Origin of the sequence: Phenylobacterium sp. NIBR 498073 (assembly GCF_027286305.1) — a bacterium.
Lineage (GTDB): Bacteria > Pseudomonadota > Alphaproteobacteria > Caulobacterales > Caulobacteraceae > Phenylobacterium.
This window is the reverse complement of the sequence record NZ_CP114599.1, coordinates 3,703,073-3,727,082: the sequence shown is the minus strand read 5'-3', so window position 1 is coordinate 3,727,082 and position 24,010 is coordinate 3,703,073. Positions and strand designations below refer to the sequence as shown.

Here is a 24,010-nt window from a genome sequence, read left to right as displayed (position 1 = left end):
GGTAATATTAGCGACCAGTACAAATCAATAGTCACGCCAACTATGTTCGTTGACGGGCCGTCCTGTGTCGTTGTGTGACACAGCATGTAGACTGGCGAGACGTTGCTCGTCATGCGCGCTGGGGCCTAACGAAAATGTCCCTGATGCGGCGGAGCGGCTTGGCGGCCGGCGCCAGCAGCCGCCGCTAGCCCCCAAACAAAAACCCCGCCGGCTTGCGCTGGCGGGGCTTCGTTTGCTCTCCATGACCCCGCGCCCCGGCGGGCCGGGGCGCGAAGCTCAAGGTCTTAGTAGCCCTGGATGCGGGCGTAGCGGTCGCGGTGGTACGACTGGCTGCCATAGGCCGCCTCGGCCGCACGGGCGCGCTTCAGGTAGAAGCCCGCGTCGTGGGCGTCGGTCATGCCGATGCCGCCGTGCATCTGGACCATCTCGTTGGAGACGAGGTGGAAGACGTCGCCCATCTTGGCCTTGGCCAGCGACACCAGCTCCGGCACGTCCGGGCTGCCGGCGTCGATCGCCGCCAGGGCGGCTTCGACGGCCGAGCGGGCCAGTTCCAGGTCGGTGAACATCTTGGCCGCGCGGTGCTGCAGGGCCTGGAACGAACCGATGACCTGGCCGAACTGAACGCGGACCTTCAGGTAGTCGAGCGTGGTTTCGAAGGCCTGGACCGCGGCGCCGAGCATTTCGGCGGCCACGCCCGCGCGGGCGCGGTCGAGGGTCGCTTCCAGCACGTCCCAGCCCTTGCCTTCGGCGCCCAGCAGGGCGTCGGCGGAAACCTCGACGTTGTCGAACGAGATGTTCGAGACGCCGCGGCTGTCGGCCTGCTTCAGGTTCTGCTTGGTCACGCCCTTGGCGTCGGCCGGCACCAGGAACAGGCTGATGCCGTCCTTGTCGCCCGGCTTGCCGCTGGTGCGGGCCGAGACGATGAGCAGGCCGGCGCCCGGACCTTCGAGCACGAAGGTCTTCTTGCCGTTCAGGGTGTAGCCGGCGCCCGACTTCTTGGCTTCCAGCGCGACCTTTTCCGGGGCGTGGTGGGCGCCTTCGTCAACGGCGAGCGTGGCGACCAGCGAGCCGTCGGCAATTTTCGGCAGGTACTCGCCCTTCTGGGCGTCGTCGCCGCCCAGGATCAGGGCGCTGGCGGCGGCCAGGCCCGAGGCCAGCAGCGGCGAGGCGGTGAGCGTGCGGCCCATCTCCTCAAGGATCAGGCCCATCGACAGGTAGCCGAAGTTCGACCCGCCGAAGTCTTCCGGGATGATGACCCCGGCCCAGCCCATTTCGGCCTGCTCGTTCCAGGCGGCGGCGTCGTAGCCGAGCTCGACGCCGGAGTCGCGCATCTTGCGGAAGGCGGTGACCGGGCTCTTTTCCTGGACCCAGCTCTTCGCCGCGTCGCGGAGCATGCTCTGTTCTTCGTTCAGAACGGCCATGTCTTAAATCCTATTCTCGAAAATTCGTTGGTTGTTCTGAGGGTTAATTGTTCTGCGTCAGGTCCGGCAGGCCGAGGATGCGCTTGGAGATGATGTTGTTCTGCACCTCCTGCGAACCGCCATAGATCGTGGTGGCCTTGCCGCCGAGCCACGAGCGCACGGCGCCCAGTTCTTCGCCGGTGAAGGCCTCGCCTTCCCAGCCCAGGCCCTGGTGACCCATGATCTCGAGGGTCAGTTCGGCCTTGTCCTGCATCCAGCGGGTGCCGGCGTTCTTCATGATCGAGGTCGCCGCCGACGGGCCGGAATTGCCCTTGGCTTCCATCATCGCGCGCACGGCGGTCTGCTGGAAGGCGCGGCCGTCGATCTCGTTCAGGATGACGCGGGTGCGCAGGTCGCTGTCGGCCAGGCGGCCTTGCTCGTCGACGCCCACATAGTCCTTGGCCAGCTTCGGCAGGGAACGGCCGCCGGCGTAGCCGCCGCCGCCGGCGCCCGACAGGCCCGAACGTTCGTGCTGCAGCAGGCGCTTGGCGATGGTCCAGCCGCCGTTCAGCGGGCCGACCAGATCCTTCTTCTCGGCGCGGGCGTCGGTCAGGAAGGTTTCGCAGAAGGGCGAGTTGCCGGCGATCAGCGGGATCGGGCGGACTTCGACGCCCGGCTGGTGCATGGTGAACAGCACGAAGGAGATGCCTTCATGCTTCTTGCTGGTGTCAGTGCGCACCAGGCAGAAGCACCAGTCGGCGTATTGAGCGCCGGAAGTCCAGATTTTTTGGCCGTTAACCAGGTAATGGTCGCCCTTATCTTCAGCCTTGCACTGAAGAGACGCGAGGTCGGAACCGGCGCCCGGCTCGCTGAAACCTTGGCACCACTGAATTTCGCCGCGGCAGATCGGCGGAATGTGCTCTTTCTTCTGTGCGTCCGTGCCGTATTCCAGAAGGGTCGGGCCGAACATCATCACGCCCATGCCGCCGATCGGGTTATAGGCGCCGGCGCGCTGGAATTCCTGCATGATCACACGGCCTTCGGCCGCCGACAGGCCGCCGCCGCCGTATTCGGCCGGCCAGGTCGGGGTGCCCCAGCCCTTGGCGCCGACCGCCTTGCGCCAGGCGTCCTGGTCCGGGCTCGGATTGCTGCGCTCTTCGCGCATCATCGGGTTGGGCTTGCCCTTCAGCGAAGCGGGGAAGTTGGCCTCGACCCAGCCGCGCACTTCCGAACGGAAGGCGTCGAGATCGCCGCCGCCAAAATCTGCCATTGAAATAGTCTCCTAGAAAAATCAGGTCGTTTGAAAACTCGCGGCCGCCTGCGCCATGCGAAATGACATGGCGCAAACGGCCTGGTTCGGATGCACCCTAGTGGTTCTGGGTCAGGTCCGGGAGTCCCAGGATACGCTTGGAAATGATGTTGCTCTGCACTTCGTTCGAGCCGCCGTAGATCGAGCCGGCCTTGCCCGACAGCCAGGTGCGGACCGCGGTGCGCTCCTCCTCGCTGAACTCGTCGCCCTCCCAGCCCAGGCCCTGGTGGCCCATGACCTCGAGAGTCAGTTCGGCGCGGTCCTGGGTCGCCTTCATGAAGGCGTTCTTCATGATCGAGGTCGCCGCCGACGGGCCGGAATTGCCCTTGGACTCCAGGGCGGCGCGGACCACGGTCTGGGCCACGGCGCGCTGGTCGATCTCGTTGAGGATGATGCGGGTGCGCAGATCCGGATCGTCCAGGCGGCCCTGTTCGTCCTCGCCGACGTACTTCTTGGCCAGCACGCCCAGCGAGGCGTTCGAGCCGCCGCCGGCGCGGCCGCCGTTCATGCCGCTGCGCTCGTGCTGCAGCAGGCGCTTGGCCACCGTCCAGCCGCCGTTCAGCGGCCCGACCAGGTTCTCCTTCGGCACCTTCACGTCGGTGAAGAAGGTCTCGCAGAACGGCGAGTTGCCGGCGATCAGCTTGATCGGGCGGACTTCGACGCCCGGTTGGTGCATGTCGAAGACAACAAACGAGATGCCTTCATGCTTGCGGGTCTGGTCGGTGCGGACAAGACAGAAGATCATGTCGGCGTATTGGCCGCCGCTGGTCCAGATCTTCGAGCCGTTTACGATCCAGTGATCGCCCTTGTCTTCTGCCTTTGTCTGCAGCGAGGCCAGGTCGGAACCTGCGCCCGGCTCGCTGAAACCTTGGCACCAGCGGACCTTCGCCGTGGCGATGTCCGGGATATACTTCTTCTTCTGTTCCTCGGTGCCGTATTCCAGCAGCGTCGGGCCGAACATGCCCACGCCCATGCCGCCGATCGGGTTCACCGCGCCGATCTTGCCCATCTCCTGGGCCAGGACGCGGGCCTCGGGCGCGCTGAGGCCGCCGCCGCCATAGGCCTTCGGCCAGGTCGGCACGCCCCAGCCCTTGGCGCCCATGCGTTCCTTCCACACGGCGAGGTCGCCGGTGGGCTTGTCCGGGCTCATCAGCGCGGCGGTCTGACCGGCCACGTCCTTGCCCAGGGACTTCGGGAAATTCGCCTCGAGCCACTCCTTGGCTTCGGCGCGGAAGGCTTCCAAATCGGGGCCGCCAAAGTCAGCCATGAAAATTCTCCCTAATAATCATTATCTTAGCGACGATTATGGTTCGCGCTCCCGTTTCCGGGCGGGACTATAAAATCACTTGGGATCGGGCAGGCCCAGCACTCGTTTTGAAACGACGTTCAGATTGATCTCCGAGGTGCCGCCTTCGATCGAGTTGCCCTTCGAGCGCAGCCAGGTCCGGACGGCGGCCAGTTCGGGGTCTTCGTAGCCTTCGCCGCCCCAGCCGGCGCCGGCCGTGCCGAGGGCCTCGACGATCAGTTCGTTGCGGTCCATGGCCACCTTGGCGCCCATGTACTTCATGATCGAGGTGGCGGCCGACGGGCCGTTGCCGGCCTTGGCTTCGTCGGCGGCGCGGCGGACGGTCTGCTGGAAGCTCTGCACCTCCATCAGGTGTTCGGTGATGCGCCGGCGCAGGTCGCTGTCGGCCAGCCGGCCGCTCTCGTCCAGGCCGACATACTTGGTCGCCGCGCTCTTGACGGTCAGGGCGTTGACCGGCGCGCCGATCGAGCCGCCGCCGAGGCCAGCCGAGATGTTGTCGCGCTCGAACTGCAGCAGGCGCTTGGCTACCGTCCAGCCGCCGTTCAGCGGGCCGAACAGCTGGTTCTTGGGGACGACCACGTCGGTGAAGAAGGTCTCGCAGAACGGCGAGGTGCCGTTGATCAGCAGGATCGGCCGGACCTCGACGCCGGGCGTGGTCATGTCGATCAGCAGGAACGAGATGCCCTCGTGCTTCTTCGAGGTGTCCGTCCGCACCAGGCAGAAGCACCAGTCGGCGAGATTGGCGCCGCTTGTCCAAATTTTCGAGCCGTTAACGAGGTAGGTCTCGCCCTTGTCCTCGGCGCGGGTCTGCAGCGAGGCGAGGTCGGAACCGGAGCCCGGCTCGGAATAGCCTTGGCACCAGCGGACGTCGCCGCTGACGATGCCCGGCAGGTGCTGGCGCTTCAGCTCCTCGGTCCCGTACTCGATCAGGGTCGGGCCGAACATCATCACGCCCATGCCGCCGATCGGGTTGCGGGCGCCGATCTTGGCCATTTCCTCGTGCAGGACGCGGGCCTGCTGGAGGCTCAGGCCGCCGCCGCCGTATTGCGCCGGCCAGGTCGGGACGCCCCAGCCCTTCGCGCCCATGGCCTTGCGCCAGGCCAGCGCGTCGGGCGTCTCTTCGCCGCCGCTCGCCTTGGCGACCTGGGCGGCCGGATCGGCGGCCAGGGCCTTGGGGAAGTTCGCCTCGAGCCAGGCCGCCGCCTCGCTGCGGAAGGCCTGCAGGTCGTCGCCGCCGAAGTCAGCCATGGGAAATCTCGCCTCTCGAAATCGCTTCGATCAAATCAAGGACGGGGCCCGAAGAACAGGGCGCCGTCGTTCACACTTACTTGGGGTCGGGCAGGCCGAGCACCCGCTTGGAGACCACGTTGAGGTTCACCTCGGAGGTGCCGCCCTCGATGGAGTTGCCCTTCGAGCGCAGCCAGCCGTGGGTGGCGGTCAGTTCGAGCGGGGCGTAGGCCTCGCCCTCCCAGCCCAGCCCCTGGGCGCCCATGGCCTCGACCATCAGCTCCGAACGCTCCTGGGCGAAGGTCGCCGCGGCGTACTTGATGATCGAGGTGGCGGCGCTGGGGCCGTTGGAGGCCTTCGACTCCGCCGCCACGCGGGCGATGGTCTTGTAGAAACAGTCGAAGTCCATCTTGTTCTTGGTGATGCGGGTGCGCAGGTCGCTGTCGGCCAGGGCGCCGCTCTCGTCGGTCCCGACATAGGTCTTGGCGATCTGGCCCAGGTCGCCGGCCGCGCCTCCCGCGCCGCCGCCGCCGCCGAAGCCGCCGGAGATGTTCTGGCGCTCGTACTGCAGCAGCCGCTTGGCGATCTCCCAGCCGCCGTTGACCTTGCCGACCAGGGCGTCCTTGGCGAGTTTCACGTCGGTGAAGAAGGTCTCGCAGAACGGGCTCTCGCCCGAGATCAGCTGGATCGGCCGGGTCTCGACGCCCGGGGTCTTCATATCAATAAGGACGAAGGAGATTCCTTCGTGCTTTTTCGAAGTATCGGTACGGACCAGGCAGAAGCACCAGTCGGCCTTGTTGGCGTAGGAAGTCCAAATTTTCTGGCCGTTAATCAGCCAATGGTCGCCCTTGTCCTCGCACTTGGTCTGCAGGCCGGCGAGGTCCGAGCCGGCGCCCGGCTCGGAATAGCCCTGACACCAGCGGATTTCGCCGCGGACGATCTTGGGCAGGTATTCCAGCTTCTGCGCCTCGGAGCCGTATTCGAGCAGCACGGGGCCCAGCATCCAGATCCCGAACGAGGCCAGCGGCTGGCGGTAGCGGCCGGCGCTGAGCTCCTGGTCGAGGACGCGGGCCTGCTGCGGCGAGAGGCCGCCCCCGCCATAGGCCTGCGGCCAGGTCGGCGCGGTCCAGCCCTTGTCCGCCATCCGCTGCATCCAGACGATCTGCGGATCGCTGGAGCCGGCGAAGGCGCGGCCGCCCCAGACCGCCTCTTCGTCGGTCTTGGCGTTCCGATCGCGCAGTTCAGGGGGATAGTTGGCTTCGAGCCAGGCCTTCACCTCGTCGCGGAACGCGTCGAGATCGCCGCCGCCAAAGTCGGCCATGAATTCCTCCCGCAAACAGAAGCGCCTTTACGCGCGGGCACATTAGCGAGCGGCGGTGCAAGAGCAAGCGGAACGAAACGCTTGTTTGACTGGCCCCGTCGCCCCTGCCCATGGCGCAAATCACGATATATACGGGCCCCAGGGGCGGCCATTTGGAGGGCGGATGAGGTTTTGGCGTGAACTGAAGCCGGCGGCCTTCGCCGCGGCGCCGTCAACGGCAGCCATCCTGGCCCTGCTGGCTGGGATCATGCTCCTCGCCTCGGGCGCGACGCCCACCATCCCAGACCGCTTCTTCCAGATCTACGAGATCAGCCCCGTGGTGCTGATCGAAGTCAGCCACTTCCTGTCCAGCATCCTTGGCCTGGTGCTGGTGCTGCTGGCCTTCGGGCTGCGGGCCAGGCTGGACGGGGCGTGGTGGGCCACGCTCGTCACCCTGATCGTCGCCAGTCCGCTGGCCCTGCTCAAGGCCTTCGCCTGGGAGGAGGCGCTGGCCCTGGCGCTGTTCGCCGCCCTCTTGCTGCCGTTCCACGGCGCCTTCCCGCGCAAGGCGCGGCTGCTCAGCATGGAGGTCACGCCGGGCTGGCTGATCTCGGCCTTCGCGGTCATGGTCGGCGCCGGACTGCTGGGCCTGTGGTCGTTCCAGCACGCCGACTACGGCGACAAGCCGTTCTGGGTGGTGATGGCCGACGCCGACGCTGCCCGCGCCATCCGCGGCTGGGTCGGCGCGGCGATCCTGCTGCTGGCGTTCGGGATCTGGCGGCTGTTCGCCTCGGCTGCGACCCCCAAGGTCGTCGGCGAGGACGACCCTGAACTGGGCCGCGTGCGCGCGGTCCTGGCCAAGGCGGAGGATGCTGAGCCCGGATCGAACCTCGCCCTGCTGGGCGACAAGCGCTTCCTGTTCTCCCCGTCGGGCGAGAGCTTCCTGATGTTCGGCGTCCGTGGTCGCTCGTGGATCTCGCTCGGCGCCCCGGTCGGCCGCCGCGACGAGCGGATGGATCTGCTCTGGCGTTTCCGCGAACTGGCCGACGCCCACGCCGCGCGCCCGGGCTTCTACGGGCTGGACGCCGACGACCTGCCCGACGTGGTCGAGTTGGGCTTTGCAATCGCCAAGGTCGGCGAGAGCGCGGCGGTCGCCCTGGACACGTTCACCATCGAGGGCACCAAGCGCGGCAACCTGCGCCGGGCCTGGCGCCAGGCTGGGGAGGCCGGCGCCACCTTCGAGGTCGTGCCGCCCGAGCGGGTGCACGAGATCATGCCGCAGTTGCAGGCGATCTCCGACGCCTGGCTGGTGCATCACGCCGGCGGCGACAAGAGCTTCTCGATGGGCGGCTTCTATCCGTCCTACGTGGCCGAGTTTCCGGTCGGCATCGTGCGGTTCGAGGGCAAGATCATCGCCTTCGCCACGCTCTGGGTCACCGCAAACCGCAGCGCCTTCTCCATGGACCTGATGCGGTACATCGAGGAAGGCCCGCGTCGGATCATGGACTACCTGTTCGTCGAACTGATCGAGTGGGGCCGTCGTGAGGGCTACCAGGCGATCGAGTTCGGCATGGCCCCGCTGTCGGGACTGGATGACCGACCGCTGGCCCCGGTGCTGTCGCGGGTAGGGGCGCTGATCTTCGAGCGCGGCGAGGAAATCTACAACTTCCAGGGCGTGCGGGCCTACAAGGGCAAGTACGATCCGGTCTGGCGGCCGCGCTACATGGCGGCGCCCAACAAGTGGGCGATCCCGCTGCTGCTGGCCGACATGGGGCTGCTGACCTCGGGCGGCGTGGCCGGCCTGGCCAAGCGTCCGAAGAAAACCGAGGAGTCCGCCGGATTGCCGACCGCGGCCTAGGCGATGGCCGTTTCGGCGGAAATTGCTCCAGCGCGGCGTCGCTCAGCGGCCGGTCGTCACCCCTAGCAGGTTCACGGCGTGGACGATCATGAACAGCGCGAACGCGCTGGCCGTCACCATGATGAAGCGCCAGGGAATCATCCGTGGTCCCTTGATCGGGTCGGACGGCTTGGAGCCCCTCCAGCCGGCGAAGGCGGCGAGCGCGAGCAGGACGCCGCATAGCGCCAGGGTCAGGTTCAAATCCATGCCGCTGCGCCTACAGCAGGCGCCCGGCCGGCGCAAAGGTGAAGCCGTCGATAAGACTTAACGGGCCTTTAACCATGTTGACGCTTGTTTTCTCAAGGGGAAGGGGCGCCATCCACAGACTTTCGCGGTTGGCCCAATATCTAGTGTTAACCTTCCGTTTACACACCAGGGATCGGTGGTAGCGTCCGGGATGGGCTGGGAGAACGATTCGATATGACGTCGGGTGCGCCCTGGAGCGTCAAGGGGATCGACCCTAAGGCGAGGGAGGTCGCGAAGGACCTCGCACGCCGGTCCGGCATGACCCTCGGCGAATGGCTGAACCGCATGATCCTCGAGGACGACGCGCCCGAGGAAATCACCTCTCAGTCCTATTTCGAGGAGCGGCCCACTCGCAGCGAGCGCGCGCCGCGCGCCGCGGAGGCCGCTGGCGCCGCAGTGATCGAACCGGCGCATGGCCGCTTCGGGGCGGGCCATTCCGGCGGCGAGGGCCGCGTGGCGATGGCGCTTGAGCGCCTGAGCGGAAAATCCGATCGCGCCGCGCCGCGGGTGACGCCTGAATCCATCGCCGCCGAGACCGTGCTTCGCGAAGCCGTGGCCCGCATCGAGGCCGCTGAGCGTGAGGCCGTCGCCGTCGCCGCTCGCTTCGAGGGCGCCGTGCAGGAGGCCCGCGCCGAAAACACCCGCCTGGCCGAGCGGCTGCGCCGGGTCGAGTCCGAGGCCGCCGGGCCGCGTTCGGCCGAGGCGCTGCGCTCGCTGGAGGCGGCGCTCGGCAAGGTCGCCAACCATCTCTACGAGGGCGAGGGCCGCACGCGAGACAGCCTGCAGGCCATGGAACGGCGGATCGAGCAGATCTTCGCCTCCGGCGGCGGCGATCCGGCCACTTTGCTCGAGGAAATCGTCGACCGCGTCGACGCCCGTCTGACCGACGCCGAGACGCGGACCTCGGAGGCGCTGGTCAATCTGGGCCAGGCGTTCGCCAATCTCGATGGCCGGATGGGCGCGGCGGAAAAGTCCATAGGTCCGGAAGTCGAGCGCAAGATCGAGGAGCTGGCCGCCACCCTGTCGCGCCGCGTCGAGGACGTGCGTAGCGAGATCACCAAGGGGGCGGGTGACGCCGGGGGCGGTCGGGTCGATCGCCTGGAGCGCCAGCTCGGCGAAGTGGCCGAGACGGTGCGCAAATCCGAGCAGGCCACGGGCGAGGCCATCGAGCGCATGGGCCGCGAGGTCCTGACGATGGCCGACGCCCTGAACCGCCAGGTGCAGGCCGCCGAACACCGCAGCGCCGACGCGATCGAGCAGGTCGGCGGCGAAGTCGCCCGCATCGCCCAGGCGATGGAGCAGCGGCTGGGCCGCTCGGAAGGCGCGCATGCCGAAGCCCTGGAGAAGCTGGGCGCGGAAATCGGCCGCATCACCGATCGCCTGACCGAACGGATCGGCAGCTCCGAGCGCCGCGCCGCCCAGGCCATCGACGACGTCGGCGAGCAGGTCGCCCGGGTCAGCGAGCGGATCACTCAACGCCAAGAGCGCTCAGGCGAAGACCTCGCCGAGCGCATCCGTCAGAGCGAGGAGCGCACCGCGCGTCTGCTCGACGAGGCGCGCGCGACGATCGACCGCAGCCTGGCCGAGTCGCATCGCCGCAGCGGCGAGCAGGCCCTGGCCGCCGCCGCTCCGGACGCGCAGCGCCTGACCCGCGACGAGCCTGCGGGGGCGGCGTTCGACCACGATCCGTTCCGCGAGCTTGGTCCGGTGGCGGAGGCCAGCCCGGAAGGGCTCGCTCTGCAGGCCTTCGCCGCGTCTGAGCCGTCGGCCGCCGCGTTCGACGAGGCCGAGCCCGCCGATGAGGCCGAGCCCGACGACGCCGACGAGGCGGCGGTCGTCGCCGAGTTCCCGCGAACGACGAATGCGCCGGTGTTCGACGCCGTCGATTTCGAGGCCGCCGACGGCTTCGAGCCGATCGCGACGGCGGCCGCGCAGAGCGAGAGCGAGAGCGAGGTCGAAGCCGAGGCCGAGGCGAACGACCCGTTCGGGGACGAACTGGACGAGCGCGAGGATTTCGCCGATCCGGCCGCCGATCCATTCGCCCAGAGCGCCTGGACGTCGCCGGGCGAACCGGATGCCGAGGCGCAAGCCGTCGAAACGCTCGAGGCCCTCGAAGACTTCGAAACGCCTGCGGCCGAGGCTGGGACTGAGGCCGAGGCCGAGCCGGCGCGCCCGCTGTCGACCCGTGAGGTCATCGAGCAGGCGCGGGCCGCGGCGCGCGCCGCCTCCAGTTCGGGCGAGCCCAAGCGCAAGGGCGGCAAGATCGAGAAGCTGCCGCGCAAGGGCAAGGAGGGCGGTCGTTCGTTGTTCTCCGGCCTGGGCCTGCGCAAGCGGGCGGTGGGCTCCTCGTCGCTGCAGACCGCCCTGCTGGTGGCGGGCGGCTCGGCGTTCCTGGGCCTGGCGGCGGCCAGCTATTTCGTGACCGACGCCGAACCCGGCGGCGCCCCGCCCCAGCGGGTGGCCGACGCCCTGGCGGTGTTCGCCAGCGACCAGGCCGGCGAAATCGCCGGCGGCGAGGCCGACACCACGCCGAACCCGACAAACGTCCGCGCCGCCGTGGCGCTGGCGCCGCAACCTTCGGGCCTGCCGGCGGCCGCGCCGGCGGGGGATCCCGCTGCGGTCTCCAATCTCTACGCTGAGGCGCTGCGTGCGCTCGAGGCCTCCGAGCCGGGCGGCCTCGACAAGCTGCGCAAGGCCGCGAACCTCGGCCATTCGCCGGCGCAGTTCTATCTCGCCAAGCTTTACACCGACGGCGGCGCGGGCCTGAAGAAGGACCCCGTCGAGGCCCGTCGCTGGACCGAACGGGCCGCCGAGGGCGGCAACCGCGCGGCCATGCACAATCTCGGCATCGCGCTCGCCCAGGGGCAGGGCGGTCCGAAGAACCTGACCCTGGCGGCCGAGTGGTTCCGCAAGGCGGCCGATCTCGGCCTCGTCGACAGCCAGTACAATCTGGGCGTCCTCTACGAGCAGGGGCGCGGGGTCACGCAGAACGCCGCCGAGGCCTACAAGTGGTACCTGATCGCGGCCCGCAGCCGCGACGAGCTGGCGCTGGACAACGCCGCGCGGGTGCGCGCGGGCCTGTCGGCCGAGGCGCGCGCGGTTTCCGAGCGCTCGGCCCAGGGATTCCGGCCAGTGTCGCCGGCCGTGTCGGCCGCCGCGGCGCCGGCCGCCGCGAGCAACGACGTGGCCACCGCCCAGCGCGCGCTGTCGCGGCTCGCCTATTACCAGGGGCCGACCGACGGCAATGTCTCGCCGGCCCTGACCATGGCCATCGCCGCCTACCAGCGGCATCAGGGCATGGCGGCGACCGGCTCGCTCGATCCCGTCACGCTTTCGCGGCTTCAGGTCTTCACGCGGTGACGCGCGCCGGGTAAGGGGCGCCCTTGGATTTCTACCTCCCCATTGCGGAAGTCTCGGTGAACGCGCCCCTGCTGATTGCGCTGGGCGCGGCGGTGGGGTTCATTTCAGGCCTGTTCGGAATCGGCGGCGGCTTCCTGATGACGCCGGTGCTGGTGTTCCTAGGGATTCCACCGGCGGTGGCGGTGGCCAGCGAGGCCAATCACGTCGCCGCCTCCTCGACCTCCAGCGTCATCTCCTACACGCGGCGCAAGGCGGTCGACTTCCGCATGGGCGGGGTGCTGGCGGCCGGGGGCGCGGTCGGGTCGCTGTTGGGCGTCGAGGTGTTCCGCTGGCTGCGGCTGCTCGGCCAGGCCGACCTCGTGGTCTCGCTGTCCTATCTGATCTTCCTGGGCGTCATCGGCGCGCTGATGCTGTGGGAGTCGCTGGGCTCGATCCTGCGCCGCCGCCGGGGTGATGCGCCCAAGCCGCGCAAGGACCGGCGCCCGCCCTGGCTCTACGGCCTGCCGTTCAAGGTCCGGTTTCCGCGTTCACGGCTCTATATCAGCGTCATTCCGCCGATCCTGCTGGGCGTGTTCGTCGGTATCCTGTCGGCGATCATGGGCGTCGGCGGCGGCTTCGTGCTGGTGCCGGCGATGGTCTATATCCTGCGCATGCCGGCCGGGGTCGTGGTCGGCACCAGCCTGTTCCAGATCATCATCACCACCTCGCTGACCAGCGTGCTGCAGGCTGGGCGCAATCAGACCGTCGACGTCGTGCTGGCCACCCTGCTGCTGATCGGCGGCGTGCTGGGTGCGCAGGTCGGGGCGCGGGCCTCGTCGCGGTTCCGCGCGGAGGAACTGCGCGCGCTGTTGGCGCTGATCGTGCTGGCGGTGGGCCTGCGGATGGGGCTGGGTCTGTTCTTCACGCCCTCCGAGCCCTTCGTGCTGATGGCGGGGAACGGCTGATGGCGATCGACGCCGCCCCGCCCCCATCCCTACCTCCGACACCGCCGGCGGCCGCCGTTTCGGCCGCGCTGACCACGACCAATGTCCGGGTGACCTCCAGCTTCCGCGGCGCGCGCATCGTGCTCTACGGCGCGGTGCTCGATCCCAGCCAGAAGCCGAGCGACGTCGTGGTCATCGTGCGCGGGCCCGACGCGCCGGTCCGCATGGCGCGCAAGACCCGCATCGCCGGCGTCTGGGTCAATTCGCGGCCGGTGGTGTTCGAGGGGGCGCCGGGCTTCTACATGGCCGCCTCGACCCGTCCGCTGAACGAAATCGCCAGCTTCAGCACCTTGCGGCGGCTGGGGGCGGGCATCGACCACCTGCGGATCAACGCGCCGATGGAGCAGCGGATCGAGACGCGCTACGGCGTGCGCGACGTGGTGGTCAGCGGTCTGGGGGCGGACTATCTCGACTGGCGACGGGCCGTGGTGCGGCTGAAGGAGGCCAGCGGCCTCTACGCCGCCGACTCCCGCGGGGTCAGCTTCGTCGACAAGGGCCTGTTCAAGGCCGAGATCGACCTGCCGACCGGGGCGCCGATCGGGGTCTATTCGGCGGACATCTTCCTGTTCCAGGACGGACAGCCGGTGTCGAGCCGGACCCGCGGCCTGACCGTCGAGAAGGCCGGTATTGAGCGGGCGCTTTACCTGTTCGCCCATCAAAGGCCATGGTCGTACGGCTTGGCTTCGGTGGCGATCGCCCTGGCCGCGGGCTGGGCGGCCTCGGTGGCCTTCCGGAGGAACTGACCGCTTGGAAACCGACGGCCACGTGCACGCCGAGACCTCCGCGCCGCGCCCGCTCTGGGGGATCGCGCTGCTCGGGCTGGCGCCGTTCCCGATCTCCGCCCTGACCTATGTCTATGGCGACGCCGATATGAGCGGCCCTGCGCTGACCGTGCTGCTCACTTGGTCGGCGATCGTGCTCGGGTTCCTGGGCGGCATCCGTTGGGGGCTGGAGAGCGGACGGGCGACCCCGCGCTGGACGCGGCTGGCGACCTCGGTGGTCTCGCCGACCGTGGCCTGGACGCTGATCTTCGCCCGCGGCTCGGTAGAGACCGCCTGGCTGCTGTGCGGCTTCCTGGCGGCGTTCATCCTGCAGTGGCTGTACGACCACGCCGCGCCGGACGTGCCGGCCCGCTATCCGCGGCTGATGACCAGCCTGACCCTCGGCGCCTGCCTGTCGCTGGGCCTGGCGCTCGAACAGGCGATGCGGCTGTAGCCCTGATCGAAGTCGAACTTCGATCATCTTCTGAACTCAGTCTCCGGCGACGGAGCGCCAGCCGACGGCGTGCACCCGCCCGGCCCCCAACGCTCCGCACAGCGGCGGGCGTGCGAACAGTCCTGAAAACGCCTCGTCGCGGATGCTGAGCCCGCCGGCATAGGCCCCGAAAGCCGGGACGATCATCCGCGCGCCGTCGGTGACGAAGCAGCGGCGGCGCACGCTGCCGCGCGAGGCGACCACGCGGGCGCAGGGATGCAGGTGGCCGGCGACCTCGCCGTCCTGGCGGCCGGGCGTCGGCTCGTGGCGCAGGACCAGGCTCTCGAGCGCGACCTCGTCGACCACTTCGCCGGGTAATCGCCGCGGGCCTTCGGCGTCGTGGTTGCCGACCACCCAGACCAGGCGGGCGAGGCCCGACAGCGCGCGCAGGCCCTCGGCGTCGTCGCGGGCCAGGCGGTCCTCGGAGGCGCGGTCGTGGAAGGTGTCGCCGAGCAGCACCACGGCGGCCGGCTGGGCGGCGACCACCTCGGCCTGCAGCCGGCGCAGGGTGTCGCGGGTGTCGTAGGGCGGCAGCATCTGGCCGCGCATGGCGTAGGCCGAGCCCTTCTCCAGGTGGAGGTCGGCGACCACCAGCGTCCGCGCGGCCTCGATCCACAGCGCGCCGCTGGGGCGCAAGGTCACGGCGGCGCCGTTCAGCGCGGTGCGCAGGCCGCCGCACGGGCTGGGCGCGAAGGCGTAGGGAGCGGGGGCGGCGAGCGCGCTCACGACATGGCCTCGGCGATCAGGTCGTCCTGGGCCTCGGCCAGGATCATCTCGGCGGCGTCGCCGGGCGAGCGCTCCTTGCCGATCTCCAAGAGGATCGGCACCGAGAACGGCGACAGGTGCGCCAGGGGCGCATGGCGGATCGCGCCCTTGATCCGCGCCAGCATTTGGCCAAGGCGGGCGACGTCGATCAGGCCGGTGGCGGCGTCCTGGCGGGCGCAGCGCAGCAGCAGGTGGTCGGGTTGGTGGCGGCGCAGCACGTCGTAGATCAGGTCCGTCGAAAAGGTCACCTGGCGGCCGGTCTTCTCATGGCCCGGGAAGCGCCGCTCGATGAGTCCGGAGATGATCGCACAGCCCTTGAAGGCGCGCTTCATCATGAAGCTCTCGGCGAGCCAGGCCTCCAGGTCGTCGCCGAGCATGTCCTCGCCGAACAGCTCGTCGAAATCGAGGCCGTCCATCGGCTTCAGCGCCCAGATCGCCATGGCGTAGTCGTTGCAGACGAAGCCGAGCGGGGCGGCGCCCAGCCGCTCCAGCCGCCGGGTGAGCAGCATGGCGAGCGTGGTGTGGGCGAGGCGGCCTTCGAACGGATAGACCACCAGGAAGAACCGCTTCCCGCGCGGGAAGGTCTCCAGCAGCATCTCCTCGGGCGGCGGGATCAGCGACAGGTCGCGCTGGGCTTCCAGCCATTCGCGCACGTCCGCCGGCAGCACCGTCCAGTGCGCCTGGTCGAACATCAGCTCGCGCACGCGGCTCGCCAGGAAGGTCGAGAGCGCGAACTTCGAGCCGCCCCAGGAGGGCATCTTCGGGTCCTTGTGGGTCGCCGGGGTGACCAGGACCTCGGTCCCGGTGACCGCGACCAGGGCCCAGACCTGGCCGGCGAAGACGAAGGCGTCGCCGGGATCGAGCATCTCCAGCATGCCCTCCTCGACCTCGCCGATCTTGCGGCCGGCGCGGCCGCGGCCCATCGAGATCCGCACCGCCAGCATGGCCGGCGAGACGATGGCCCCGACGTTGAGGCGGTGGCGCTGGGCGGTCTCGGCGTTGCGCACGGTCCAGCGCCCGTCGAGGGTCTTCACGATCCGGCGGAAGCGGTCGTAGGTCTTCAGCGCGTAGCCGCCGGTGGAGACGAAATCGACGACCTGCTCGAAGTCTTCCCAGGGCAGGTCGCGATAGGGCCCTGCGCTGGTGATCTCGTCGTAGAGGGCCACGAGGTCGAAGGGCTCGGAACAGGCGCAGCCCATGACGTGCTGGGCCAGCACGTCGAGCGCGCCGACGCGGCTGGCCTCGCCGTCGAAGCGGTTCTCGGCGATGGCCTCGCGGGCGGCCTGGCACTCGAGCATCTCGAAGCGGTTGGCCGGCACGAACAGGGCGCGCGAGGGCTCGTCCAGGCGGTGGTTGGCGCGGCCGATCCGCTGGACCATGCGGCTGGCGCCCTTCGGGCTGGCCAGCTGGATGACCAGGTCGACGTCGCCCCAGTCGATGCCGAGGTCGAGGGTCGAGGTGCAGACCACGGCGCGCAGCTCGCCGCGGGCCATCGCCGCCTCGACCTTGCGGCGCTGCTCGGCGGCCAGGCTGCCGTGGTGCAGGGCGATCGGGAGATTGTCCTCGTTCAGCCGCCAGAGCTCCTGGAAGGCGAACTCGGCCTGGAACCGGGTGTTGACGAAGACCAGGGCGGTGCGGGCGCCCTTGATGGCCTCGTAGACCTCGTCCATCGCGTGCTTGGCGGTGTGGCCGGCCCAGGGGACCTTGCCCTCCGACAGCAGCATGTCGACGATCGGCGCCGCGCCGGCGGGGCCGCGGACCAGAGCTATGGACTCGTGGGTGTCGGCGGCGCTGCCATAGCCCATCCAGCGGCGGATGACGTCGGGATCGTCGACCGTCGCCGAGAGGCCGACGCGGCGCAGGTTCGGCGCGAACTGCTGCAGCCGCGCAAGATCCAGCGCCAGCAGGTCGCCGCGCTTGGAGCCGTGCAGGGTGTGGATCTCGTCGAGGACTACGCACGACAGGCTCTCGAAATAGAGCCGCGCGCCCTCCCAGGCGCAGAACAGCGCCAGCTGTTCGGGCGTGGTCAGCAGGATGTCCGGCGGCTTCACCCGCTGGCGCTGGCGGCGTGAGACTCCGGTGTCGCCGGTGCGGCTCTCGGCGACGATCGGCAGGCCCATCTGGAGGATCGGGGCCATCAGGTTGCGCTCGACGTCGACGGCCAGCGCCTTCAGGGGCGAGATGTAGAGCGTGTGGATCCCGCGCGGTGCATTGGCCGGCGGGCGCTCGGCGAGCTCGATCAGGCTGGGCAGGAAGCCCGCCAGGGTCTTGCCGCCGCCGGTCGGCGCGATCAGCAGCGCGTCCCGCCCCCGCCGGGCCTGCGCGACCATGTCCAGCTGGTGCGCGCGCGGGCGCCAGCCGCGGTCTGCGAACCAGGCGGCGAACTTGTCGGGCAGGAGGTCGGTCGGGAGCGCTGCTGCGTCAGCCATCGCCCCATATGATGTTCGCGTTACGTTTCGCGCAAGCGTCGCCTACCGGGAACGGCCGAAGACCTTGAGCAAGCGACTGATCACGCCAGGGGAGCGCTGATCGGCGGCCCGGTCCGCGGCCGCGATGAAGAACTGCAAATCCTCGCTGCCTTCGCCTTCCGGAGTCCAGCCGCCGATGGCGTCGACCAAGGCCTCGGGCAGATCGAACAAGTCTTCGTCGGCCTCGTCGTCTTCGTTGGCTTCGGCCTGGCGTTCGGCCAACAGGCGGTCGCGGATCACAGCGAACTCCGGCGGCGGCGCGCCCTTGACCGTCAAGCCTCGGCCTTCCGCGGGGTACAGGACCGACCAGACGCAGGCTCCGTCGCGGTAGCCCCAGGCGTTGCTGTCGCCGACATGAGTCTCGAACCGTCCGGCCACCAGCGAGGCGCCCCCGGAGAGGTCCGCGAGACGAGCAGGTTCGAGCCAGCCGTATCGCGCGATGAGAACAACCCGGCCTTTGGAGGTGGCGGCCCACGCCACGTCACGGCCGATGCGGTCGGTCCTCCGGCCGGTGTCGATATATCCCAGGCGTCTCAGAGCCTCGTCCTTGTCGAGCCCCTCGATCGAAGCCAAGTCCAGCGCGAACCCCATGTGCCCACCCGTCTGAATTGCGCAACCAGTCGTAAGTTCCGGGTTTGTTCGAGTCAAGTTTGGGTTGCGCAGCGACGCCCCTGAGTCGGTGGTCGGCGCACGCGGAGGGCGTAGACTTGCGCCCGTCGCGCATAAGCTGACAGGAGCCGAGCATGTCTCAGTCGTATCCGGGTGAGTGCTTTTGCGGCGCCGTGAAAATCGAGGTCACGGGCCAACCGGCAGCCATGGGCTATTGCCATTGCAGATCCTGCCGCTCGTGGTCGGGCGGGCCCGTCAACGCCTTCAGTCTCTGGGAGCCATCGGCGGTCAAGGTGACGGCCGGCGAGGAATACGTGGCGACCTTCGCCAAGACCGAGATGAGCGAACGCAAGTATTGCAGCAAATGCGGCGGCCACCTGATGGCCAATCATCCGCCCTTGAAGCTGGTCGACGTGTTCGCCGCGACGATTCCGACGCTTCAATTCGAGCCGGGCGTCCACGTCAACTATGCCGAGACCGTGCTGCGGATGAAGGATGGCCTGCCGAAACTGAAAGACTTCCCGGCCGAGTTCGGCGGCTCCGGCGAGGCGATCGGCGAGTAAATGCGGCCGATCGGCAGGTTTTCAACGTTCCCTTTCCGTTTCCTGCCGAAAGCCGCTAGCAAGGCGGTGTGAACGCCCCGGCACCGAGTCTGGATCTTGCGCCCGCCCTGGTGGTGTTGCCAGGGCCGCGGGGCGGCGTCGCCGATGCGACCGGCGGCCAGGCGATCCGCGCGCCCGACGCCCGTGATCTTCTGCAGCGCGGCCCGGTGCTCGTCGCCCACGCCTCGATGACGGCGCGGCGACTGGGGCTCAATGCGCCGCCGCGGATGCCCGGGCTGTTCGACGCCCTCGAGCTCTACGCCTTCGCCCGGCCGGCGACCTTCTGCGCGCCGTCGGCGGTGGGTCTGGCCCTGGCGCTGGGCCAGCCCGAACCGAAGGGCGCGCAGGCGCAGGCCGAGGCGTTGCGCGCGGCCTGCACGCAGCTGCTGAACGAGATCGCCGCCAGCCCGCAGCCGAGCCGCGAGGAGGCGCTGGCCCTGGCCGAGACCATGATGCGCGCCGGCTGGGCCTGGGGGCCCTCGGTGGTCGCGGCCCTGCGATCGGCTCCGGTCGGCAACCAGTTCCGCACCTCGGGCATGGACGTCTGGACCCGCATCGCCGAGTGGGAGGACCAAGCGCCGCCCGGCGAGGCCAGTTCGCGGCCCGTCGTCCCGGAGGACGCCGGCCAGCGGCTGGCCGAGCTGCTGCAACGCTCGGGCCTGGATGAAACCCGGCCGGCCCAGGCCGAGTACGCCCAGGAGGCGGCCTTCGCCTTCGCCCCGCGCGAGCGCGAGGGCGAGCCGCGGATGATGCTGGCCGAGGCTGGGACCGGGGTCGGCAAGACCCTCGGCTATTTGGCGCCGGCCTCGCTGTGGGCCGAGGCCAACGGCCCGTCGGTCTGGGTCTCGACCTACACCCGCGCGCTGCAGCGGCAGATCGAGCGCGAGAGCCACTCGATCTTTCCCGACCCCAAGGTGCGCGCCAAGAAGGCGGTCGTGCGCAAGGGGCGCGAGAACTACCTCTGCCTGCTGAACTTCCAGGACCTGGCCAACACCGCCCAGCTCGGCGGGGCCGACCTGATCGGCATGGCGCTGACCGCGCGCTGGGCGCGGGCCACCCGCGACGGCGACATGACCGGCGGCGACTTCCCGGCCTGGCTGCCGACCCTGTTCGCGGTCCCGGCCGCGGGTCAGGCGAGCGCCGCCAACCTGGTCGACCGGCGCGGCGAGTGCGTGCACACCGGCTGCCAGCATTATCGGGCCTGCTTCGTCGAGAAGGCGATCCGTGGTTCGCGCAAGGCCGACCTGGTGATCGCCAACCACGCCCTGGTGCTGACCCAGGCGGCGTTCGACGGCGCCCGTGCGGCGCGCGGCTCCAAGGCCGACGGCGAGACCACCCAGCTCAAGCGCATCGTCTTCGACGAGGGCCACCACCTGTTCGACGCCGCGGACGCGGCCTTCGCCGCGGCGCTGTCGGGGCAGGAGACCGCCGAGCTGCGCCGCTGGATCCGCGGGCCGGAAGGCCGCGGTCGTCGCGGCCGCGGGCTGGAAGCGCGGCTGATGGACATGCTGGGCGACCGCGAGGATGCGCGCGAGGCGCTGATCTCGGCCATCCAGGCCGCCGCCGCCCTGCCGGGCGAGGGCTGGTCGGGTCGGATCGCGCCGCCGAACGGCGAGGTCAACCCGATCGGGCCGATCGAGTCCTTCCTGGTGGCGGTGATCGAACAGCTGCGGGCGCGGGCCGCGCCGTCCGACGTCGGCATGGAGTGCGCCGCCCGCCCGGCCCTGGACCTGGTGCGGGCCACCGCCCGCGAGGCCGCCGCGGCGCTGGCCAAGATCGAGGCTCCGCTGCTGGCCCTGGCGCGGCACCTGGAAGATCTGCTGGACGAAGAGGCCAGCCAGATCGTCACCAGCGACCGCGGCCAGTTCGAAGGGGCGCTGCGCGGCCTGGACCGCCGTTGCCGCATGCTGCTGCCGGCCTGGCGCTCGATGCTGAGGGCGATCGACGAGGACGCCGAGGACGACCCGGACTTCGTCGACTGGTTCGACGCGACGTTCCTCTATGGTCGGGTGGTGGACGCCGCCTGCCGCCGCCACTGGGTCGACCCGACCGAACCGCTGACCAACGCGGTCATCGCTCCGGCGCATGGGGTGCTGGTGACCAGCGCCACTCTGACCGACCCGACCCTGGACGACCCGTTCGCCCTGGCCGAGATGCGCACGGGCGCCGCGCGGCTGCCCGACCGGCCCAAGACCCTGAAGCTGGCCTCGCCGTTCGACTATGCCGCCAACGCCCGGGCCTATGTGGTCACCGACATCGGCCGCGACGACCCGCGCCAGGTGGCCGCGGCGATGCGCGAGTTGTTCCTGGCGGCCGGCGGCGGGGGCTTGGGCCTGTTCACCGCCATCCGGCGGCTGCGCGCGGTGCACGAGCGGATCGCCGCGCCGTTGGCCGACAAGGGGCTGGCGCTCTACGCCCAGCACGTCGATCCGCTGGAGGTCGGCGCGCTGGTCGACATCTTCCGGGCTGAGGAAGACTCCTGCCTGTTGGGCACCGATGCGGTGCGCGACGGGGTCGACGTGCCCGGCCGTTCGCTGCGGCTGCTGGCTTTCGACCGGGTGCCGTGGCCGCGGCCCGACATCCTGCACAAGGCCCGCCGCGCCCGGTTCGGCGGCAAGGTCTATGACGACAACGTCGCCCGCGCCCGTATCAGCCAAGCCTTCGGCCGGCTGATCCGCCGCGCCGACGACAAGGGCGTGTTCGTGATGCTGGACGCCGCCGCCCCGACGCGGCTGTTCTCCGGCCTGCCCGAAGGCGTGCGCGTCGACCGGCTGGGCCTGGTCGAGGTCATCGAGGCGGTGACGGAGTTCCTGGGGCCGGGGGTGGAGACGGACCCGGCCGAGTAGGGATACTGCTTAGGCGACGCCTGCCCCATCAGAGCAGGCTGATCCCCAAGGTTCAGGCCAATGCGCTTGACCCTTACTGCGCCGCGGTCTCCGCAACCTCAGCCGTACGTCCGCGGAACGCCGCGACCTCCCCCGGCAATTCGAACATGTAGCGCAGGAACATCTCGCTGAAGAGGCGAAGAGGCTTGGCGTCATCCTCAGTGAACTCGTCGGGATCGTGAAGCGCATCGTTGCCCTCGACCCGGACATGGTCTGCCCAGTCTTTCATGTCGGGCGTGATGAGCCGGTGCTCGTGCAACCATTGCAGGCGGGCATAGAAAGTTCCCCGCGGAATTCCATCCACCGCCTTCGTGGCAATGTCGAGGGCAGACCGATACATCGCCACGGCCGCGTTCCAGCTGCCTCGCAGGTAAGCGTCTTCCCCCTCGACGAAACGCTTGGCGACCGCTGGCGGAGTGTGCGGGGGAGCCTCGGAAGCGATCGTGCAAGGCCACACATCAAGCACACTCATGGTCGGCTCAATGTTCCCGCTGAACTGCTGGGGTGACAGGCCGTTGACTCTATTCGAGGCCAAAAATGAGATTGGCTTGTGACAGCCGGCGCAGACGCCAATCGCGCCAAATTCATGTTGTTCGGCGTTGCGGGAGTAACTGTATGGAATGCTAAAGGCGACACGCGCCGTAAGGCAGTGCGGGCAGTCGCGTTGAATTAACCCCACGAACGAATCTCCTTCGAGCCGATCTTATAATCCTAAAGGACCTCGACGCGTCCGCCAGCCATTCGCCAACGCGGGAACGACGTCATGGCTTTGGTGTCCGGCAAGCGTGTAGCGCTTGTCTGGGGACGCTCGCGGGGCGCGGCCGGGCTGAGATCTGATCCATCCGGCGATCTTGCTGCGCAAACCGGGATGACACGGTGGAGGTTATCGCGCCGCTGTGGGCGCGCGGACCAGTTCGCCCTCGATGGCGTCGAGCAGCGGCGGCGCGGCGCGGTCGATGTTGGCGAGCAGCACGGCGACGTAGCCGCGATCCAGGTAGAGCCGCATGCGGGTGCTGACGCCGGCGTCGAGGCCGGAGTGGCCGGCGGCGGCGCCGACCGCGCCGTGGCCGATCTCGAACCCGGCGGCGTAGTTGTCGCGATCTTCGTCAGCCCACAGGCGTTGCAGGGACGCCTGGGAGATCAGCTTGTTCGACTGCAGCGCCAGGGCGAAGCGGTGGAGGTCGCCGACGGTGGAGTACCCGCCGCCGGCCGGGATGCCGCGGCGCATGATGCGGATCGAGTTCTCGCGCCAGCCGTAGGCGCTGCCCGGGACACGGGTATAGCCGATGGCGATATTCTCGACCGGATCGTCGATGAGGTCGCTGGCGGTCGCGGTCATGCCGGCCGGCGCGAAGATGTGGCGCTGGACATAGGCGTAGTAGTCCTCGCCCGACGCCTGGGCGATCACCGCGCCGAGCAGCAACATGCCGGTGTTGCTGTAGTTGAACGTCTCGCCGGGCTTGGTTGCGAGCCGCGAGTCGCGGACCAGCGGCTTGAAATGGTCCAGTTCGCGCAGGCGGAAGCGGGGCTTGGTGTCGAGTTCATCGGCGACGTCCGGGACCAGGCCGCTGGTGTGGGTCATGAGTTGCCAGACGGTGACCTGGCGGGCGATCTCGGGCGCCAGCCAGGATGCGTCGAGGTAGCGGTCGAGCGTGGCGTCCGGCGAGAGCTTGCCGGCCTCGACCAGCTGCATCGCCGCCACGACCGTGAACATCTTGTCCATCGAGCCGATGTTGAAGCGGGTCGAGGTGGTGTTGGCGACATGGTAGCGGCGGCTGGCTTCGCCGCAGGCCTTCTCGACCAGCACCTTCTCGCCGGCGGCGATCAGGACGGCGCCGGAGAACACGCCGGCCGCGCAGCCCTTGTCGATCAGCCCCGAGGCCCGGGCCGTGAATTCGGCCTGACTCAGAGGCTTGGCCCGCGGGAGGGCCCAGGCCGGGGCCGGGGTGGGCTCGAAGGCCGCGACGCGCGGGGTCGCGGCGGAGTCGAGCCTCAGCTCGACGCCCTGCACGCCGCCATAGATGCGGTTGCGCACTGCGATCTCGACCAGCCGCGGATCGCCCGGCCGCATCCGGGCGCCGATCAGATCGACGCCGCCGCCGCTGATCCAGCGTTGGTCTTTGAAAAAGCCTTGAATCGCCTCGCGGGGTACGGGCTCGGCGTCGCGCAGCATGAAGCGCTCGAAGCCCGCGTCGCTGTTGACCGCATCGACATAGAGCCGGGCGAAGCTGTCGGCTTGCGCCTGGCCGGGCGCGGGCGCAGCAGAGCTCGCCGAGGCGGCGAGAGTGGCGGCCAGGACGATCGCAGGGCCCCGCATGAGGTCTCCAGTTTTGGTGGTGAAGCTGGATCGTTGCAATGCTGGGGCGAGCGCGTCAACGGCGCCGCCGTCGCGTATCGGG

18 protein-coding genes are annotated in these 24,010 nt (G+C 69.3%); 7 read left to right on the top strand and 11 right to left on the bottom strand.

Annotated features, from left to right (window positions below; genetic code table 11):
* Window positions 1–284: 284 nt before the first annotated feature.
* The 5 genes from O4N75_RS18590 to O4N75_RS18570 all read right to left on the bottom strand — a co-directional run bounded on the left by O4N75_RS18590 (window position 285) and on the right by O4N75_RS18570 (window position 6,563).
* Window positions 285–1,421 carry an acyl-CoA dehydrogenase family protein gene (locus tag O4N75_RS18590; protein ID WP_269626930.1) on the bottom strand — a complete coding sequence of 379 codons (1,137 nt, stop codon included), beginning with the start codon at window positions 1,419–1,421 and terminating at the stop codon, window positions 285–287.
* A gap of 43 nt (window positions 1,422–1,464) precedes the next feature.
* Window positions 1,465–2,670 (bottom strand): acyl-CoA dehydrogenase family protein, encoded by a 1,206-nt coding sequence (locus tag O4N75_RS18585; RefSeq protein ID WP_269626929.1) that lies wholly within the window; start codon window positions 2,668–2,670, stop codon window positions 1,465–1,467.
* Between the two features lie 97 nt (window positions 2,671–2,767).
* Window positions 2,768–3,976 carry an acyl-CoA dehydrogenase family protein gene (locus tag O4N75_RS18580; protein WP_269626928.1) on the bottom strand — a complete coding sequence of 403 codons (1,209 nt, stop codon included), beginning with the start codon at window positions 3,974–3,976 and terminating at the stop codon, window positions 2,768–2,770.
* Between the two features lie 75 nt (window positions 3,977–4,051).
* Complete coding sequence (locus tag O4N75_RS18575; RefSeq protein WP_269626927.1) at window positions 4,052–5,263, bottom strand: acyl-CoA dehydrogenase family protein; 1,212 nt, start codon at window positions 5,261–5,263, stop codon at window positions 4,052–4,054.
* A gap of 76 nt (window positions 5,264–5,339) precedes the next feature.
* Window positions 5,340–6,563 carry an acyl-CoA dehydrogenase family protein gene (locus tag O4N75_RS18570; protein WP_269626926.1) on the bottom strand — a complete coding sequence of 408 codons (1,224 nt, stop codon included), beginning with the start codon at window positions 6,561–6,563 and terminating at the stop codon, window positions 5,340–5,342.
* 163 nt (window positions 6,564–6,726) lie between these two features.
* On the opposite strand from O4N75_RS18570, the gene O4N75_RS18565 reads away from it, so the two are divergent.
* Window positions 6,727–8,400, top strand: coding sequence for a bifunctional lysylphosphatidylglycerol flippase/synthetase MprF (locus tag O4N75_RS18565; RefSeq protein ID WP_269626925.1), 1,674 nt, complete (start codon window positions 6,727–6,729; stop codon window positions 8,398–8,400).
* Window positions 8,401–8,442: 42 nt separating this feature from the next.
* Here the strand turns inward: O4N75_RS18565 and O4N75_RS18560 are convergent, their stop codons facing one another.
* Window positions 8,443–8,646 (bottom strand): hypothetical protein, encoded by a 204-nt coding sequence (locus O4N75_RS18560; protein ID WP_267233898.1) that lies wholly within the window; start codon window positions 8,644–8,646, stop codon window positions 8,443–8,445.
* 213 nt (window positions 8,647–8,859) lie between these two features.
* Here O4N75_RS18560 and O4N75_RS18555 point away from each other — a divergent pair, with 213 nt between their 5' ends.
* Genes O4N75_RS18555 through O4N75_RS18540 form a run of 4 tightly spaced genes read left to right on the top strand, consistent with a single transcriptional unit; the run spans window position 8,860 to window position 14,243 of the window.
* Window positions 8,860–12,045, top strand: a complete 3,186-nt coding sequence (locus tag O4N75_RS18555) for a peptidoglycan-binding protein (RefSeq protein ID WP_269626924.1) — start codon at window positions 8,860–8,862, stop codon at window positions 12,043–12,045.
* A 23-nt stretch (window positions 12,046–12,068) separates the two neighbouring features.
* Complete coding sequence (locus O4N75_RS18550) at window positions 12,069–12,989, top strand: sulfite exporter TauE/SafE family protein (RefSeq protein ID WP_183772806.1); 921 nt, start codon at window positions 12,069–12,071, stop codon at window positions 12,987–12,989.
* On the top strand, window positions 12,989–13,771 hold the full coding sequence (locus tag O4N75_RS18545) for a TIGR02186 family protein (RefSeq protein ID WP_269626923.1): 783 nt from the start codon (window positions 12,989–12,991) through the stop codon (window positions 13,769–13,771). The genes O4N75_RS18550 and O4N75_RS18545 overlap by 1 nt, the downstream gene beginning before the upstream one ends.
* A 4-nt stretch (window positions 13,772–13,775) precedes the next feature.
* Window positions 13,776–14,243, top strand: coding sequence for a DUF3429 domain-containing protein (locus O4N75_RS18540; protein WP_269626922.1), 468 nt, complete (start codon window positions 13,776–13,778; stop codon window positions 14,241–14,243).
* A 36-nt stretch (window positions 14,244–14,279) separates the two neighbouring features.
* On the opposite strand, the gene pdeM is transcribed toward O4N75_RS18540, so the two are convergent.
* Genes pdeM through O4N75_RS18525 form a run of 3 tightly spaced genes read right to left on the bottom strand, consistent with a single transcriptional unit; the run spans window position 14,280 to window position 18,106 of the window.
* The gene (gene pdeM, locus O4N75_RS18535) at window positions 14,280–15,008 is read right to left on the bottom strand and encodes a ligase-associated DNA damage response endonuclease PdeM (RefSeq protein WP_269626921.1); all 729 of its coding nucleotides are present in this window, start codon (window positions 15,006–15,008) and stop codon (window positions 14,280–14,282) included.
* Window positions 15,005–17,476, bottom strand: coding sequence for a ligase-associated DNA damage response DEXH box helicase (locus tag O4N75_RS18530; RefSeq protein ID WP_269626920.1), 2,472 nt, complete (start codon window positions 17,474–17,476; stop codon window positions 15,005–15,007). Before O4N75_RS18530 ends, pdeM begins: the two co-directional genes overlap by 4 nt.
* 42 nt (window positions 17,477–17,518) lie before the next feature.
* On the bottom strand, window positions 17,519–18,106 hold the full coding sequence (locus O4N75_RS18525) for a hypothetical protein (protein WP_269626919.1): 588 nt from the start codon (window positions 18,104–18,106) through the stop codon (window positions 17,519–17,521).
* Between the two features lie 152 nt (window positions 18,107–18,258).
* On the opposite strand from O4N75_RS18525, the gene O4N75_RS18520 reads away from it, so the two are divergent.
* Window positions 18,259–18,687 carry a GFA family protein gene (locus O4N75_RS18520; RefSeq protein WP_269626918.1) on the top strand — a complete coding sequence of 143 codons (429 nt, stop codon included), beginning with the start codon at window positions 18,259–18,261 and terminating at the stop codon, window positions 18,685–18,687.
* A 68-nt stretch (window positions 18,688–18,755) separates the two neighbouring features.
* Window positions 18,756–21,572, top strand: a complete 2,817-nt coding sequence (locus tag O4N75_RS18515) for an ATP-dependent DNA helicase (RefSeq protein WP_269626917.1) — start codon at window positions 18,756–18,758, stop codon at window positions 21,570–21,572.
* Window positions 21,573–21,645: 73 nt separating this feature from the next.
* On the opposite strand, the gene O4N75_RS18510 is transcribed toward O4N75_RS18515, so the two are convergent.
* The gene (locus O4N75_RS18510; RefSeq protein ID WP_269626916.1) at window positions 21,646–22,083 is read right to left on the bottom strand and encodes a DUF4145 domain-containing protein; all 438 of its coding nucleotides are present in this window, start codon (window positions 22,081–22,083) and stop codon (window positions 21,646–21,648) included.
* Window positions 22,084–22,494: 411 nt separating this feature from the next.
* Entirely contained in the window at window positions 22,495–23,928 is a 1,434-nt protein-coding gene (locus O4N75_RS18505) for a serine hydrolase domain-containing protein (protein WP_269626915.1), read from the bottom strand.
* Window positions 23,929–24,010 lie beyond the last annotated feature (82 nt).